The 14,367-nt window shown below is 42.0% G+C and carries 18 protein-coding genes; 5 read left to right on the top strand and 13 right to left on the bottom strand.

Annotation, left to right across the window (positions count from 1 at the left end; translation table 11 throughout):
* Window positions 1-58 precede the first annotated feature (58 nt).
* The 12 genes from FB592_RS08395 to fadH all read right to left on the bottom strand — a co-directional run bounded on the left by FB592_RS08395 (window position 59) and on the right by fadH (window position 9,484).
* Window positions 59-1,183: an N-acetyldiaminopimelate deacetylase gene (locus tag FB592_RS08395; protein WP_014476668.1), complete on the bottom strand. Its 1,125-nt coding sequence runs from the start codon at window positions 1,181-1,183 to the stop codon at window positions 59-61.
* Window positions 1,184-1,252: 69 nt separating this feature from the next.
* Window positions 1,253-1,963, bottom strand: a complete 711-nt coding sequence (gene dapD, locus FB592_RS08390) for a 2,3,4,5-tetrahydropyridine-2,6-dicarboxylate N-acetyltransferase (RefSeq protein ID WP_003218680.1) — start codon at window positions 1,961-1,963, stop codon at window positions 1,253-1,255.
* Between the two features lie 104 nt (window positions 1,964-2,067).
* On the bottom strand, window positions 2,068-2,523 hold the full coding sequence (locus tag FB592_RS08385; protein WP_032721472.1) for a flavodoxin: 456 nt from the start codon (window positions 2,521-2,523) through the stop codon (window positions 2,068-2,070).
* Window positions 2,524-2,538: 15 nt separating this feature from the next.
* Window positions 2,539-3,432, bottom strand: a complete 894-nt coding sequence (locus FB592_RS08380) for a WD40/YVTN/BNR-like repeat-containing protein (RefSeq protein WP_141949441.1) — start codon at window positions 3,430-3,432, stop codon at window positions 2,539-2,541.
* Window positions 3,422-3,898: a flavodoxin gene (locus tag FB592_RS08375; RefSeq protein ID WP_041850883.1), complete on the bottom strand. Its 477-nt coding sequence runs from the start codon at window positions 3,896-3,898 to the stop codon at window positions 3,422-3,424. The genes FB592_RS08380 and FB592_RS08375 overlap by 11 nt, the downstream gene beginning before the upstream one ends.
* Before the next feature lie 110 nt (window positions 3,899-4,008).
* Window positions 4,009-4,890 (bottom strand): transcriptional regulator CcpC, encoded by an 882-nt coding sequence (gene ccpC, locus FB592_RS08370; RefSeq protein ID WP_003232387.1) that lies wholly within the window; start codon window positions 4,888-4,890, stop codon window positions 4,009-4,011.
* Window positions 4,891-5,036: 146 nt separating this feature from the next.
* On the bottom strand, window positions 5,037-5,480 hold the full coding sequence (cbpB, locus tag FB592_RS08365; RefSeq protein ID WP_003218674.1) for a cyclic-di-AMP-binding protein CbpB: 444 nt from the start codon (window positions 5,478-5,480) through the stop codon (window positions 5,037-5,039).
* Between the two features lie 137 nt (window positions 5,481-5,617).
* Complete coding sequence (gene abbA / locus FB592_RS08360; RefSeq protein WP_010886502.1) at window positions 5,618-5,815, bottom strand: AbrB antirepressor AbbA; 198 nt, start codon at window positions 5,813-5,815, stop codon at window positions 5,618-5,620.
* Between the two features lie 133 nt (window positions 5,816-5,948).
* Window positions 5,949-6,467 (bottom strand): ribonuclease H-like YkuK family protein, encoded by a 519-nt coding sequence (locus FB592_RS08355; protein WP_003232389.1) that lies wholly within the window; start codon window positions 6,465-6,467, stop codon window positions 5,949-5,951.
* 109 nt (window positions 6,468-6,576) lie between these two features.
* Window positions 6,577-6,816, bottom strand: coding sequence for a YkuJ family protein (locus FB592_RS08350; protein WP_003218671.1), 240 nt, complete (start codon window positions 6,814-6,816; stop codon window positions 6,577-6,579).
* Between the two features lie 616 nt (window positions 6,817-7,432).
* Complete coding sequence (locus FB592_RS08345) at window positions 7,433-8,656, bottom strand: EAL domain-containing protein (RefSeq protein WP_021479390.1); 1,224 nt, start codon at window positions 8,654-8,656, stop codon at window positions 7,433-7,435.
* Window positions 8,657-8,719: 63 nt separating this feature from the next.
* A complete protein-coding gene (fadH, locus tag FB592_RS08340; protein ID WP_015383534.1) occupies window positions 8,720-9,484 on the bottom strand; it encodes a 2,4-dienoyl-CoA reductase in 765 nt (254 codons plus the stop codon).
* 142 nt (window positions 9,485-9,626) lie between these two features.
* On the opposite strand from fadH, the gene FB592_RS08335 reads away from it, so the two are divergent.
* The 4 genes from FB592_RS08335 (at window position 9,627) to FB592_RS08320 (ending at window position 12,996) form a co-directional block, all read left to right on the top strand.
* The gene (locus FB592_RS08335; protein WP_003232400.1) at window positions 9,627-10,487 is read left to right on the top strand and encodes a metallophosphoesterase; all 861 of its coding nucleotides are present in this window, start codon (window positions 9,627-9,629) and stop codon (window positions 10,485-10,487) included.
* Window positions 10,488-10,543: 56 nt separating this feature from the next.
* Window positions 10,544-11,038 (top strand): L,D-transpeptidase family protein, encoded by a 495-nt coding sequence (locus FB592_RS08330; protein ID WP_010886500.1) that lies wholly within the window; start codon window positions 10,544-10,546, stop codon window positions 11,036-11,038.
* A 75-nt stretch (window positions 11,039-11,113) separates the two neighbouring features.
* Entirely contained in the window at window positions 11,114-12,406 is a 1,293-nt protein-coding gene (locus FB592_RS08325; RefSeq protein WP_014479656.1) for an MFS transporter, read from the top strand.
* 125 nt (window positions 12,407-12,531) lie between these two features.
* Window positions 12,532-12,996: a YkyB family protein gene (locus FB592_RS08320; protein ID WP_003232406.1), complete on the top strand. Its 465-nt coding sequence runs from the start codon at window positions 12,532-12,534 to the stop codon at window positions 12,994-12,996.
* 43 nt (window positions 12,997-13,039) lie between these two features.
* Here FB592_RS08320 and cheV read toward each other — a convergent pair whose 3' ends face one another.
* On the bottom strand, window positions 13,040-13,951 hold the full coding sequence (cheV, locus tag FB592_RS08315) for a chemotaxis protein CheV (protein ID WP_014476655.1): 912 nt from the start codon (window positions 13,949-13,951) through the stop codon (window positions 13,040-13,042).
* Between the two features lie 203 nt (window positions 13,952-14,154).
* Between cheV and FB592_RS08310 the strand changes: the two genes are divergently transcribed.
* Entirely contained in the window at window positions 14,155-14,316 is a 162-nt protein-coding gene (locus tag FB592_RS08310) for a hypothetical protein (RefSeq protein ID WP_014476654.1), read from the top strand.
* Window positions 14,317-14,367 lie beyond the last annotated feature (51 nt).

The following is a 14,367-nucleotide window of genomic DNA, read 5'->3' as shown; positions in this document are numbered from 1 at the left end:
TGAACACCTCCGTTTACTAGAGTGCTCATTTTATGGAATTTTATTCTTTCATTTGTACTTAATTGGCATAAACAGAAAAATAACCTGTCATGACATTAACCGCTGTTTCTATCGCATTTTCATCGGGATTCAGCTTAGCATGATGAAGCCCATGTTCAGAATCAGCGCCGAGCCAGAACATGAAGCCGGGATATTTTTTCAGCATGTAGCCAAAATCCTCCCCAGTCATTGCTTCTTTTGCTTCAATTACTGTCGCCAGTTGATGTTCAGCAACAAAAGACATAAATTCTTCTGTTAATCCGCTCGTATTGTAAACTTGGTGATATACAGACGGATATGTCACTTTTCCTTTGCAGCGGAATCCGATTTCGATTCCTTTCACTACATCTTCAATCCGTTCCTTTACCTGTTTCATCGATTCTTCAGAAAGCGTGCGGATCGTGCCTTCCAGGTGGGCCGTTTCCGCAATGATATTTTGTGCCGAGCCTCCGGTAATGGTACCAACTGTAATAACAGCACTGTCTAGCGGATCTGTGTTTCTAGAGATAATCGTTTGCAGCTGGGTGACAAGTGTACTTGCTGCTACAACCATATCCTCAGCCAAATGCGGATATGCCGCATGTCCCCCTTTGCCTTCCAGATCGATGACTAGCTCTGATGTATTCGCAAATAGAAGGCCGCTTTTTGTCGCAATGGTGCCTACCGGAAGCTCTGGAGCAATATGAAGCGCAGTGATGAAATCAGGCTGCCACTTTTTTAATACATCGCTCTCAAGCATTGGTTCCGCACCACCAGGCCCTTCCTCTGCCGGCTGAAACAGAAAAAGCAAATCATGTTTGACTGGGTGGTGAACAAAATGATCAATAATGCCGAGTGCAATCGTCATATGCAAATCGTGACCGCAGGCGTGCATGTTGCCGTGATGCTCTGATGCGAAAGGAAGACCAGTTTGCTCTTCTATAGAAAGCGCATCGATATCCGCTCTGTACGCCAGCATTTTTTCCGGCGCCGTCCCGTTCACTTTTACAAAAAGCCCTGTTCGCCATTTTTCAATTTCAATTCTGTCTTGCGGATATTGTTCCAAGACATGTAATAAATACTGCTGGGTTTTGAACTCCTGAAATCCAAGCTCCGGTATACGATGCAGATCTCTGCGAATTGCGATGAGCTCCTCTTTCTTCATTTCTATTCCTCCTGCCTATACGAATAAGGCGTGGATATATTATCCACGCCTTTTTTATCAAACTTTTCCTTACAGCTGGCGTAATTCCTGCTTGATTTCAGTTTTGCCTTTTGTTTTTTCATCAATGTCTTTGATTTTTTTAGCTGGTGTGCCTGCAACGACAGTGTATGGCTCAACGTCGTTTACCACGATCGCTCCCGCAGCAACAACAGCTCCTTTACCTACTGTTACACCTTCAAGCACAACAGCATTTGCGCCGATTACGACGTCGTCTTCAATCACAACCGGTTTAGCGGATGGCGGCTCAATAACGCCCGCAAGTACAGAACCCGCGCCGATATGGCAGTTTTTTCCGACAGTAGCTCGTCCGCCAAGCACAACATTCATATCAATCATTGTGCCTTCGCCGATGACTGAACCGATATTAATAGAAGCACCCATCATGATGACTGCGTTATCACCGATTTCAACTTGGTCGCGGATGATCGCGCCCGGCTCGATACGCGCTTTGATGTTTTTAAGATCAAGCATTGGGATCGCAGAATTGCGGCGGTCATTTTCAACCACATAGTCTTCGATTTTGCTTTGGTTTTCTTCGATTGCTGTTTGGATTTCGCTCCACTCACCGAAAACGACACCAGTGTTTCCATTGATAAAAGCTTTCGCAGATTCGCCGAAATTGATTCCTTCCAGCTCACCTTTCACGTAAACCTTTACAGGTGTTGATTTTGTACTATTTTGAATAAATGAAATAATTTCATTTGCATCCATCATTTTCATATGTATAGTCCTCCTCCTGATTTTCTACCTCATTACTGTATCAAAGGAAAGATACAAAGACAAGAAAAAAAGGAACAGCCGTTTTAGCAGTTCCCAGTGAGTGATCAGACAGCGCATCCGCTTTTCTTTGCGAATTGTCTCCCAAAGTTTATTAATTCTTCCTCTTCTTCACCTTCTGGATTATTTTCGATTTTTACCGAAGGCAGCACAATGTCTCCACCGCGTTCTTTTATTTTTGCCTCTAGCGTATCAACCGCTCCGCAGAAAAATTCATATGCTGTATCACCGGAACCGAATACAGCGCATGTTTTGCCGGAAAAATCAATCTCATCCATGTCTTCAGCCAGATCTAAAAATTCATCAGGCAGATCTCCGTCTCCCCATGTATAGGTTCCCATTATGATATGGTCATAATCGGTAAACAGCTGGGCATCATCAATATCCATTGCTTCGAAACGGTCTACTTCTGCTTCCGCCTCCTGAAGCCCCTTTTCAATCAAATCTGCCATAGCTTCAGTGTTGCCTGACATTGTTGCATAAACGAGCAAAATCTTCGCCAATTCCTTGTTCCTCCTCTAATGAATCATTGCTGAAACTTCGTACGGCTGGACAAATTTACATTCATACAAGCCTGCGCAAAAGAAATTCTCTTTCTGATTGGCCACTCTCCATCCATGTCCCTTAATGGTATCGAACCATTTTAACGACCGGGCTTCGAGATCAGCCTGGTAAATTCTCGAAAAACCGTTTTCATCTTGTGTTGTAGTGACATATATAATGCCATCATCCTCTGAAAGATCAAGAAATGACTCTTCTTTTCTGATCATACTGGATTGAATGATGAATTCTTCACCATTCAAAAGATTCCGTACAGTGACAGCACCGTGCTTTCCTTTCACAGAACCCATCGCCGCCACCAGCCAATTTTCATTGAACACGAGCATGGATGCCGTCATCCGGTTTTTTTCTTTTTTGACAACTTGGACAGTGTCACGCTTAATGTCGTAAGCCCAAATGCCGCCAAAATATTCGTGTATTTGCGTGCCGATAAAAAGATTGCCCCCGTGAAGGCATAGCGACCGGATAACAGGGGGATTATGAAATTCGGCAAAAGGTTTGGCTACGCGCCATGAGACACCAAAATCATCCGATACATAAATACAATGCTTACCGTGGGCGCAGACAAACCCGTTGTTTCTGCCGGTAATCGCCCACACTGTTGCATTTGTCGGATAGCTCGACATCGTCCAGGTTTTCCCTTCATCAGCCGAACGAATGACTGTTCCCTTTTCACCAACGCCAAATAAGTAAGGCCCTATGTAGCTGATACAGTGTATCTTACTTTTCAAACGAAAAAGCTTTCTCCAGCCCTGCTCCAAAGAATAATGAAAAATGCCTTCTCTTTGTACCGCCACAAAATATCCAGAAAACGCCGATGCCGTAACAGCAGTTGCTCCTTTATGAAACATGGCTTTTTTCCTTGTTCATATAATCTGCCCATGCAAGAAAACCTCTCGCAAACGCTCGGCAGCTTTCCACATCTTCATCTGTTTCAGGCGCTAATTCAATTTTTAGTGTTTCCTGGTAAACAGCAGCTCCCGCCTCTTGCAGCATGACATTGAACAAATTCACCGCTTCGCAAAACTTTGGATAAGAATAATCGCCAGACCCGAAGCAGGCTGTTTTTAAACCATTAAGCTGAAGCTGTTTGACCTCTTCGAAAAAATCCTCCGCTTCGTAGGGCAAATCGCCGTCCCCCCATGTATAGGTGCCAATCAGTACATAATCATAGGAGGTTAAACAAGACACATCCACATCATCTATCTCGACACAATCGATATCCAACTCATATTCCTGAAGCGTATCTTTTATTATGAAGGCAATGTCTTCTGTATTTCCTGACATGCTGGCATATGTAATCAAGGCTTTAGCCATGTTATCACCCCATTAATTGATAATGATTTTCAATATCATATGTATCACTTTAAATGATAATGATTTTCATTGTCAACATATAAATAAAAAAAGACAGCACCTCGCTGTCTTTAAAATGGATTTTCCTGATCCAGCATATCCTTTATCACTTGTACAAAAGCTTGGACTTGTTTCAGTTCAAAGGCAGGCTCATAGCCTAATAACCATGTATCCCGACCGATCGGATGCCCTTTCATGTCTAAAAGAGGCATTTTATTCACTTTATCTTCATTTTGAAGGGTAACAGACGGCAAAATGGCATACCCGATTCCGTGCAGCGCCATCTGTTTGCACGTTTCAATCTGATCAACCAATATCGTCTGTTTCGGTGACGTTTTAAATTTTTGATGCCACCAGTGCTGAATTTCCTGAAAATAAGTGCTGTCACTTTTAAACTGAATAAACGGCCGTTCTGTATGGGCAATATCTTCGATGCAGGAAATTTCAGTATCCACTAAATACAGATGATCTGTCATTAAGTAATCTTTGCGCCCCTTCCACTCAGGGTTGCCTCTTATAATGCCGATATGAACCTGATCCTCATACAAGCTTTTCAGCATTTCGCTGCTCCACCCGGTTATGAGCGAGATCTTTGCATTCGGATACTTTTCCACATACGTCTTCAGGACTTTAGGGAGCCAATGCTGACCGATTATGGAGGCGACGGCAAGCTTCAATGTGCCGTGAATTTCACCTTCAAGCTCGTCAATATTTTCTCTTATTCTTTCCTGCTCTAATGTCACATCATTCGCAAACTGAATGATTTTCTCACCGGCGGGCGTTACCGTTAATCCTTTTTGGGATCTTAAAAAGATTTTTGTTCCCCACGCCTTTTCAATGGTTTGTAAGCGCTGAGATAAAGCCGGCTGAGATACAAAAAGCCGTTCTGCCGCCTTTCTCATATTTAATTCCTCAGCTAAAACTACGAGCATATGAAGCTCTTGAAGCTGCATGTCGTCCTCCTTTTTGTTATCAATAAGTTTTTCTTATCTCCCATTCTAATAAAATCTTAGTTTCTTATTCAAGCCCTATTCTCATTTAAATTATGTATGCGCTTTCTTTTTCACTCTGGCTATATAATAAAAATAGGCCGTACAGCCTACTTATTCAACGAGCGTATATGCTTATTCAATTCCTTTAAAACGACTCTTCTCGTAAAAATCCCTTCAAATACCTGCTCGTCATTTTCAACACAGACAAATCCGTTATTAATGACCATGCCGAATCCCTTCATAATCGGATCATTGATATGAAGGCGCGGAATGTCGGTCAGCATGACTTCCTCAACAGTGATTTGGTCAAGCTTTTCAAACTCAATTCGCTCAAGTCCAAAAATACTGTTCATGATCATATTTGTCCCGATTAAGCCATGTAAACGGTAGGAAGGATCCAGAACCGGGATGGCTGTGTATCCGGTTTTTGTCAATACTAATAATGCGTGCTCAAGGTTATTTCCGACTTGCACGTGCGCTACTTTGTCCGCCTCAATCATAAATTGTCCGACTGTTGCCTCAAGAAGTTGATCTGATTGTAAGCTTATCATGTTTTCGACCCCTTTTCATTTTCATCATCAATACATTCCCTATATTGCAATAATATAAACTTTATCAGTATTTGTCGAAAAGTTTCCTTTCAATAAAAAAGATACTCTTTGTGGAGTATCAATTATAGGGTGTCCCATTAATTTTCAAATCGAAATCGGTCGTATAGCGTTACAAGTTTTTTGTAGGTGGTTCCATCAACGTTTTTGGTCCCTGTCTCTATATCGTTGATCTCACTGCTTAATAGCTCGATGGCATACTCATGGTTGATCAGGATATTCAGCAGAAGTTTTTGTTCTTCTTCTGTAAATCGTTCACCGATAAGACTCATTCGCAATCAGGCCCCCTGTTTTATACTGAATACCTCTGAAAGCAAGACAACTTACTTTCAGCTCTACCGCTAGAATAAGTAATCAGATAACAAACGTCAACCGCATAATTCGACATTTACCTTGGCTTTTTCAGTCAAATTATTTTGTGAAACGATTTGCATAGCTGAAGGCAGTGTATGAATCCGGCTTTATTTTGGCCTCAATCCCCATGGAGGTAATACGTCCAGTCATTTCTTGGATCAGATCTTTTGTAAGCCCTTTTTTCCCAATATCCAAGTGAACTTCAAAGGTAAGATCCGCCCCCTCACCGGTAAAGGGCAGGAGCAGATCGGTAATATCCATTAAGTGTCCATCAAGAATATGAGCGGCCGTTTCTTGGCTGTACGCCGTTTCTAACGAAATCTTCTCCCGAAGGCTATGTATGGGTCTGTCGACTGTATGATTTTTCAAGCAGCCCCAAGCTCCCTTGCCTGTACGATGCAAATGCAATGCGGTAATAAACTTTGTGTAATCGCGGTAAACCTGTGAATCGGTTCCGATCGATAACACATAAGAAGAACGGGGGTCCTTTTGAACAAAGGCTTTAAGCCGTTCCATCACATCTTGAAAGGTCATCTGTGCTTCTGAAAGATTATAAAACAGAAAAGAATCAGCCATCACGACACTCCTTTTCAAGGATTTACAACCATGAAACAAGTATGTTCCTTACCGTTTATTTCGATTACTTTTGCAAAGGCGGAAGCTTGTTCCCCCTATTTCAGGAATCTTACTGAAGAAGTTCAAAGATTTCGATGGAAACCATGTCGATATTATCAAACGGATATGTGTTAGGTTTTTCACCTTTTTGGAAAACCGTCAGTTCAAACGTTTGATTTTTTTCGAAATATTTAACACTGCATATTTTCTCACCATTCACTTCGAAATAACGCTGCATTGGCTCGTTAGCCGCTTCCGCTGTTTCTTGCAGACTTTGCAGCCGTGTGATGATACCCATTAATTGTGACATTCTAAAAAAAGACTCCTTTCAAAAAGCAACTTCAAATCAACAAGTATTTATTATAATACAAGTTCTATTGAGCATCATACCATAAAGTCGGACAGGATGGCATTTTCACTGCTGAATTTAAGCAAAGAAAAAAAGTGAAAAAAACTATTTTTCTTTAGTTTGAGGCTTTTTTTGAATGTCATGCACACAATTATAATTTTTTTCGAATCTTTGGCAGCATTAAGAATGCCTTTTTGCAACTTTGTCAAAACCTTCTTTTGAATGTTATGGTGAAGTTCCGCGTGGCCATAATCAATGGGAGTCATGCTGGATAGAGGTAAACAACGGAACTGAACACCCGTGCAGCAGTGTCAGGGGTGTTCGGCACTCAATGTTTCTCCCTGTGTTAAACGTTTACCACTAGTTAGGTTTATTGTTTCATTGGATTGTCCTATGCTTTGACAAATAAAAAACTTGGCGGGGGTAGCGCCAAGTTTTTTCGGATCTTGATCTGATAGAGGGGTTGGGGAACAGAGAGTAGCTTCTCTCTATAATTAAATGATAATGATTCTCAGTATCAATGTCAATCGTTTTTTGATATTTTTTTCATTTCATAAAAAAAACGGCCTTTCAGCCGTTAAATCAGTCCGTCCTGCTCATATAAATAAGAATAAGGCAAGTCTATAAATAAATACATTTGATCATCCATCGGATATGAAAACGTTCTGATCATTTCACCTGTTTCCAAATCACTGTACAGATCACTGAAAAAACCTTTTCTGAGATTTCTCATTCGCATAATGTTCTCCAGAAAATAAGGACGCCAGCTCCAGTTCTTTTCCGCATATTCCGGCTGATAAATCCATTCCCCATCCTGCTTAAACACATTTCCCGTCAGCTGATCGCCTTCTTCATCACACATGTAAATCCTGAAGCTGCAATCTGTCAGCTCTTCCGCCAGCTTTTTAATAAAGTCATCATCAGAAGACAGATTGTTTTTTCTCAAAGAGGTCACAGCCTGATGCACTCGTTTGTAAAACTGTTCAGAGTGCTCATAGACGGTTTCCAGTTTCTTTTTCTCATGTGTGATAAATTGGTGAAATTCAGTTTTTAGTCTATGTTTCAATACATCTCTCTCTAGAAACGTTTCAGATGGAGACACTAAGTAATAGCCCTGAAAATAGCGGCCTCCGTTTCTCCAGGCGTACTGAAGCTGGAAGTTCGCCTCAATGTCTTCATACAGCAGCGCCGCACCGATTTTTCTTGCTAATAAAGATATGCTGTACAGCACATGCTCATATGACGGTGACGGCTGTGACACTTTCAGCGCCTGCAAATCGATTTTTAACAGATCTGGTGAGAGCAGCGCGATTCTGTCCAAGTTGCTGCTTTCTTTTCCGATGTTGTCAACTGCGATTTTAATTCCGTATGTACGATAGTATGCAAGCATATGGTAGAGCTGCTCAATATCCCCTTCAAAATTGTGCTCTGTAATTTCAAGCACAAAACGGTGGAGTTCGATTCCCTTCGCTTCATATTCTTTCAGAAGCTCCAGAAAGCTTTCACCATGATCCAGCATCAGCAGATTGGCATCCTGATTCATAAAAATCAGCAGATCAGAATCCGCCTCTAAAAAGCGGTCAAGAGCCTGGCGGATAATTCTGTTATCAACCTCTAATTTATATTCTTCGGGTATCCCCGCATCTAAAAAGAAGGGCCCGAGACTTTGGATTTCTGAATCTGCCAAAATTCGTCCAAGCACCTCATATCCGACAACCTTCTGTTCCTCGGCACTGAAAATCGCCTGGTAATATGGAAGGACATCATCAATGTTCGTTAAAATATCAAGTGGATCCAACATGTTATCACCTGCTTCTCTATCTTTGTCTGATTATACCACATTGAATCCAAAGATTAATATTCTTTAAAACGGATAAGGATTCAGCCATTGCCCTCCGTCCATTGTGATACAATCCCCGTTTATATAGGATGCTTCATCAGAAAGCAAAAACGCTGCCAAAGCGGCGATTTCCTCCGGTGTGCCCAATCGGCCGAGCGGCACACTGTTCATCGTGCGGGCCATCGCTTTTTCCGATTCAAATAGCTTCTCCGCACCGCCTGTTCGTTCAATCGGTCCGGGGGCTATAGCGTTTGTACGAATGCCGTATTTGCTCCCCCATTCAACGGCCAGCGTTCTTGTCAATGACAATACCCCCGCTTTGGCTGCAGCGGAATGAACGACCCCCGCTCCCGCTCCCCAAGCGTACGTGGCTGCCATATTTAAAATGACACCCTGCTGCTTCTGGTCAATCCAATGCCTTGCCGCTGCTTGGCTGCAAAAAAATGTGCCGTTTAAAACAATCTCAATAACGGCTTTCCATCCATTGGGCGTCAGCTTTTCTGCCGGACAAATAAAGTTTCCGGCCGCGTTGTTAATCAGCGCGTCAAGCCGGCCAAAGGCTTTTATCGCTTCTTTTATCATGTCTGAAGCAGCGGAATCGGAACGGACATCCATTTGAAAACAAGCGACCTGCCCCTCAAAGGTCTGAATTTCTTTTTTTGTTTCCTCAAGTGCTTCATGGTTCCTCCCTGTCACCATAACGTGCCACCCTAATTCAGCCTGTTTTTTTGCCATCGCTTTTCCCATGCCGCTTGACCCGCCGGTAATAATTACCGCCTTTTTTTCCATGTTTATCCCTCCAATTGTGAATGAGTATTCATTCAATAATATTCTATCATTATATCCCTACCTCTGTCAGCACATGCTCATATGAGATTTTTATCAGATACAGATGATATAATAGAAAAACTCTATTAAAGGTTGGTTTGAAATGAAAAAGATGTCCAGAAGACAATTTCTAAAAGGAATGTTCGGCGCTCTTGCTGCCGGGGCTTTAACGGCCGGCGGGGGATATGGCTATGCCAGGTATCTCGAGCCGCATATGATCGAGACAACCGAACACACAATAAAAAGCTCTCTCATCCCGCACGGATTTGACGGTTTTAAAATCGTGCAGTTCAGCGATGCACACTTGAGTGATTACTTTACTCTCGAAGATTTAAAAACTGTCATTCTTACAATTAATGAATCTAAACCTGATCTCATTGTTTTTACAGGTGATATTATCGATAATCCTGATACGTACCAGCACCACCAGGCAGTCATTCCATTATTGAGAAAGCTTAATGCTCCCTTCGGCAAGCTTTGTATTTACGGCAATCATGATCACGGAGGCTATGGAACTGCCGTTTACAAAAGCCTGATGACAGCCGGAGGTTTCACGGTATATCGCAATGGCTATCAAACATTGTCACTCGCAGATGGCAGCAAAATCGAAATTGCTTCGCTTGATGACTTAATGCTGGGAAACCCAGATTATGAAGGCACCCTTTCAAGGCTGAGCGACAGACTTTTTTCCATTCTTCTCGTCCATGAACCTGATGCGGCCTTGAAAACAACAGATTATCCCGTGAACCTTCAGCTTTCCGGCCATACACACGGCGGCCAGATTCAGCTGCCTTTTTACGGACCGATTATTACGCCTCCATATGGAAAAGTCTACACAGAGGGAATGTATCAAACGGGCAGCACTCATATTTACGTAAACCGAGGCCTCGGGATGACCAGGCTGCCTTTGCGGTTTCTGGCCAAGCCTGAAATCACTGTCTTCACCTTAAAAAGCACAAATTAATGTAGCAGGATGGGCTCCTCATCAATACTTATAAGTAAAAAAGGAGGATGAGGAAACTGCTTACGTACCAGGTGAAGCAAGGTGATACACTGAACAGCATCGCGGCTGATTTCAGAATCAGCACGGCTGCATTACTCCAGGCTAATCCGTCACTGCAGGCAGGGCTCACCGCGGGACAGTCCATAGTCATCCCCGGACTGCCGGACCCTTATACAATTCCGTATCATATCGCAGTCTCAATCGGAGCGAAGACCCTTACGCTGTCCCTAAATAATCGGGTAATGAAAACCTATCCCATCGCCGTTGGTAAAATACTAACGCAAACGCCTACTGGCGAGTTTTACATTATTAACCGCCAGCGCAATCCCGGCGGCCCATTTGGCGCTTATTGGCTGAGCCTTTCAAAGCAGCACTACGGAATACATGGGACGAATAATCCCGCTTCGATTGGTAAGGCTGTTTCTAAAGGCTGCATTCGCATGCATAACAAAGACGTGATTGAACTTGCTTCAATTGTGCCAAACGGAACAAGAGTCACGATTAACCGGTAATGTTTTCTTATTTGTTTCAAAAACAGGCGGTTTATAATATGATAAAGTGGGACCTTTAGGGTAAGGAGCGTTTTTATGGATATATTTAAAAATCGTAATTTTGTTCGTCTATTTTTCGCAGCACTCGCTTCTCAAATGGGCACGACAGTAGGCAACATGGCCTTTGCATTTTTTTTGCTGGACCGATTCAGCAGCCAGCCTTCATATACGACCTTGGCGGAGCTGATGTATTCTCTTCCGACCATATTTGTATTTCTGATCGTGGGAGTCGTCGCGGACCGGTTTGACAGAAAAAAGGTGGCAGAAAATTGTGATTGGATCAGAGCAGGCCTGACTGTCGTGCTTTTTTTCACTTTATTTACCGGCAATATTCCTCTTGTTTTTTGTATCTTATTTATCAGAAGCGCTGTAACAAAGTTTTTCTTTCCGGCAGAAAACAGTTTGGTACAAGCCATTCTGCCGAAGGAGCATTATGCGAAAGCGGCAGGGCTTAATCAGATGCTTTTTAGCATTTTTATGGTGTTTGGAGTCGGTATAGGCGCGTTTATGTACAACACCATCGGTATTGAAGGCGCCATTATTCTTGATTTTGTCAGCTTTATCATTTCCGGGCTGCTGATCCGCAGCTGCCGGATTCCAAAAGAAGCCCGACAGCCAAACGGTGCATTCAGCTGGAGAAAGACTTCTGTTAAGGATTCAATAAATGACTTTAGAGAAGGCATCCTCTATATTTTAAAAAACAAATTGCTGGCATCTCTTATTTTTGGCTTTTTCATTTTTGGATTTGTCAACGGAGGATTCGCTGTATTGCCGATGTTTACAATGAAATATGGATTGGCGCCTGACCGTTATGAGTGGCATACGTCTGTATTTACGATCGCACTCGGGTTTGGGCTGCTGGCAGGCAGCGTAATCGGCACGATCATCTCTAAAAAAGTGAAGCCGCACTTTTTAATGTCGATACCGATTTTCATTGCAGGTTTGCTGATCTTCGTCCTCGGCTACACCAATATTTTATGGGTGTATTACGCGGCAGCTTTTGCACTGGGAATGTGCATCGGACCGATCAACATTGCAATCGGAGGGTGGATGCCCAAAATTGTTCATCCAAAACTGATGGGACGTGTAAGCGGCATGCAGGACCCTTTTATGATGTTTGCACAGTCTTTGACACTTGGCTTAGTCGCACTGTTATTCCCTAAGTTTGTTTCAAACATTGATTATCTTTATTACGGCATGGGTGTTATTATCCTGCTCGTTTTTATTTTTTATTTTATTGCACTGCCAAAATACAGTGCTCAGGCTGTGGAAGTGAATGTTCAGGAAGCATTTCAAGAACAGCCGAAAAAGAAGGCAAGATCTGTATAATGCAGGTTAAAAATGCGCTTTTTTTCTTAGAAAAAAGCGCATTTTTACATTCAATATTTGCATTTCAACTTTAAAAAAGTATAATCTAAACATATAGAAATTGATAAGAGCAAAGGAGAGAAATAATGGACGACCATGCATATACGAAAGATCTGCAGCCAACCGTAGAAAATCTTTCAAAAGCAGTTTACACTGTGAACCGCCATGCAAAAACCGCCCCCAACCCTAAATACCTATATCTGCTGAAAAAACGAGCTTTGCAAAAGCTTGTCAAAGAAGGTAAAGGAAAGAAAATAGGGCTTCATTTTTCAAAAAATCCAAGGTTCAGCCAACAGCAATCGGACGTGCTTATCTCAATCGGAGACTACTATTTTCACATGCCTCCAACTAAAGAAGACTTCGAACATCTTCCGCATTTAGGTACACTTAATCAATCGTACCGAAATCCTAAAGCTCAAATGTCTTTAACAAAAGCGAAACACCTATTGCAAGAATATGTCGGCATGAAAGAAAAGCCGCTAGTGCCAAATCGCCAGCAGCCAGCTTACCATAAACCGGTCTTTAAAAAACTTGGCGAGAGTTACTTTTAAAATAAAAACAGCCGTGCCTCTTTCTGGCAACGGCTGTTTTTATTTATTCAATAACATACGTATCCACTTTTTTAATCAAATCACTGATCTCAGGCTTGCTGATTTGCTCATCTGCGCCTACAACTTCGCCGCGGTGACGCAGATCATCCGTAATTAACGATGAGAAAATCATAACCGGCACATCTGAGCTTTTCGGATTTTCCTTCAGCAGCTTTGTGAGCCTGTGTCCGTCCATTTTTGGCATTTCAATATCAGTGATGATCATATCAATCTGTTCTGATAAATCAGTTTCGTTTTCAGCAAGGTTCATAATGTATTCATATGCCTCTTTTCCATTTTCAAACGAAGCGATATTGTTGTACCCTGCTTCTTTTAATTCATCCTGCAAGAGGCGCATCAAAAGCGGTGAGTCCTCTACAATGATAAGCTTTTTATCAGTTCTTCTTTCATCGAAGCCCTCGGTATGCATATTATACGTGTCAACACCTGAATCTGATTCAATGTCATAAATAATTTTTTCATAGTCAGGCAAAAAGATCATCAGGTCTTCGAGCTTAATAATCCCGGTAAGGTGCCGCTCCATTCCTTGATTTAACGATGTCGGCTTTTCAATCGCTTCCCAGGATACTCTGTGAATTTGAGAAACAGAGCCGACATGAAAAACAATTTTCCGTTTATTAAATTCAGTCACGATATATTTCTCATCTTTTGATCCTTCAGGCTCTACTCCAAAAAATGAGAAGAGACTGATCACAGGGAGAATTTCTCCTCTGAGTTTAATCATTCCTTCTACATGCTGGTGGGAGTGAGGCACTGATGTCACCTCGACAGGCTGAATAATTTCTCTTACCTTCATGACGTTAATTCCGAAAGCATTTTCACCCACGCCAAACTTCACAATTTCTAATTCATTTGTACCAGAATCCAATAAAATTTCGTATTGTTGTAACGACAATTCAATCCCTCGCTATTCGCATTCAGTATTGTACTGTATATATCGGCGTAATTTGTAAAAAGTGAATGGCAGCTCTTCAAAATCGAATTCCGAAGGCAACAAGCCGCGTTCCTCAAAAAAGAAACTTTTTTCCTAATAACCATTGACTTTCCAACTAACAGTGATAAAATAGTCAAGGATTTTTCCAAAGAAGGGTGTAAATAATGGGTACCTTAGTAATATTTAAAGAAAACGAAATGACTGTTTTAGAGGATATCAGTGAAGAAACTTACCTGAATATGAAGAAAGAATCAGCTGACCTTCGAGAAGAGCATCCTCCGTATCTGATTTGGCACGAAGACCTTCATTTTGATTATGGCTATTAATGAAATTGGCACATATAAACAATAATAGAACATGATACAATAAAGACAATC

Origin of the sequence: Bacillus sp. SJZ110, assembly GCF_006715455.1 — a bacterium.
GTDB lineage: Bacteria > Bacillota > Bacilli > Bacillales > Bacillaceae > Bacillus > Bacillus subtilis.
The sequence above is the reverse complement of the archived record's forward strand: the minus strand, read 5'-3'. Positions and strand labels throughout refer to the sequence as shown.

Bases quoted from the DNA above. Each gene is read 5' to 3' on its own strand.
- cbpB (WP_003218674.1), bottom strand. From the start codon at position 5,480: ATGATAAGCTTACAATCAGATCAACTTCTTGAGGCAACAGTCGGACAA.
- FB592_RS08320 (WP_003232406.1), top strand. From the start codon at position 12,532: ATGGACGACCATGCATATACGAAAGATCTGCAGCCAACCGTAGAAAAT.
- FB592_RS08355 (WP_003232389.1), bottom strand. From the start codon at position 6,467: ATGGCTGATTCTTTTCTGTTTTATAATCTTTCAGAAGCACAGATGACC.
- FB592_RS08375 (WP_041850883.1), bottom strand. From the start codon at position 3,898: ATGGCTAAAGCCTTGATTACATATGCCAGCATGTCAGGAAATACAGAA.
- FB592_RS08395 (WP_014476668.1), bottom strand. From the start codon at position 1,183: ATGAAGAAAGAGGAGCTCATCGCAATTCGCAGAGATCTGCATCGTATA.
- FB592_RS08310 (WP_014476654.1), top strand. From the start codon at position 14,155: ATGGGTACCTTAGTAATATTTAAAGAAAACGAAATGACTGTTTTAGAG.
- FB592_RS08380 (WP_141949441.1), bottom strand. From the start codon at position 3,432: ATGTTTCATAAAGGAGCAACTGCTGTTACGGCATCGGCGTTTTCTGGA.
- FB592_RS08335 (WP_003232400.1), top strand. From the start codon at position 9,627: ATGAAAAAGATGTCCAGAAGACAATTTCTAAAAGGAATGTTCGGCGCT.
- fadH (WP_015383534.1), bottom strand. From the start codon at position 9,484: ATGGAAAAAAAGGCGGTAATTATTACCGGCGGGTCAAGCGGCATGGGA.
- ccpC (WP_003232387.1), bottom strand. From the start codon at position 4,890: ATGCAGCTTCAAGAGCTTCATATGCTCGTAGTTTTAGCTGAGGAATTA.
- FB592_RS08350 (WP_003218671.1), bottom strand. From the start codon at position 6,816: ATGTCACAATTAATGGGTATCATCACACGGCTGCAAAGTCTGCAAGAA.
- FB592_RS08325 (WP_014479656.1), top strand. From the start codon at position 11,114: ATGGATATATTTAAAAATCGTAATTTTGTTCGTCTATTTTTCGCAGCA.
- FB592_RS08345 (WP_021479390.1), bottom strand. From the start codon at position 8,656: ATGTTGGATCCACTTGATATTTTAACGAACATTGATGATGTCCTTCCA.
- dapD (WP_003218680.1), bottom strand. From the start codon at position 1,963: ATGAAAATGATGGATGCAAATGAAATTATTTCATTTATTCAAAATAGT.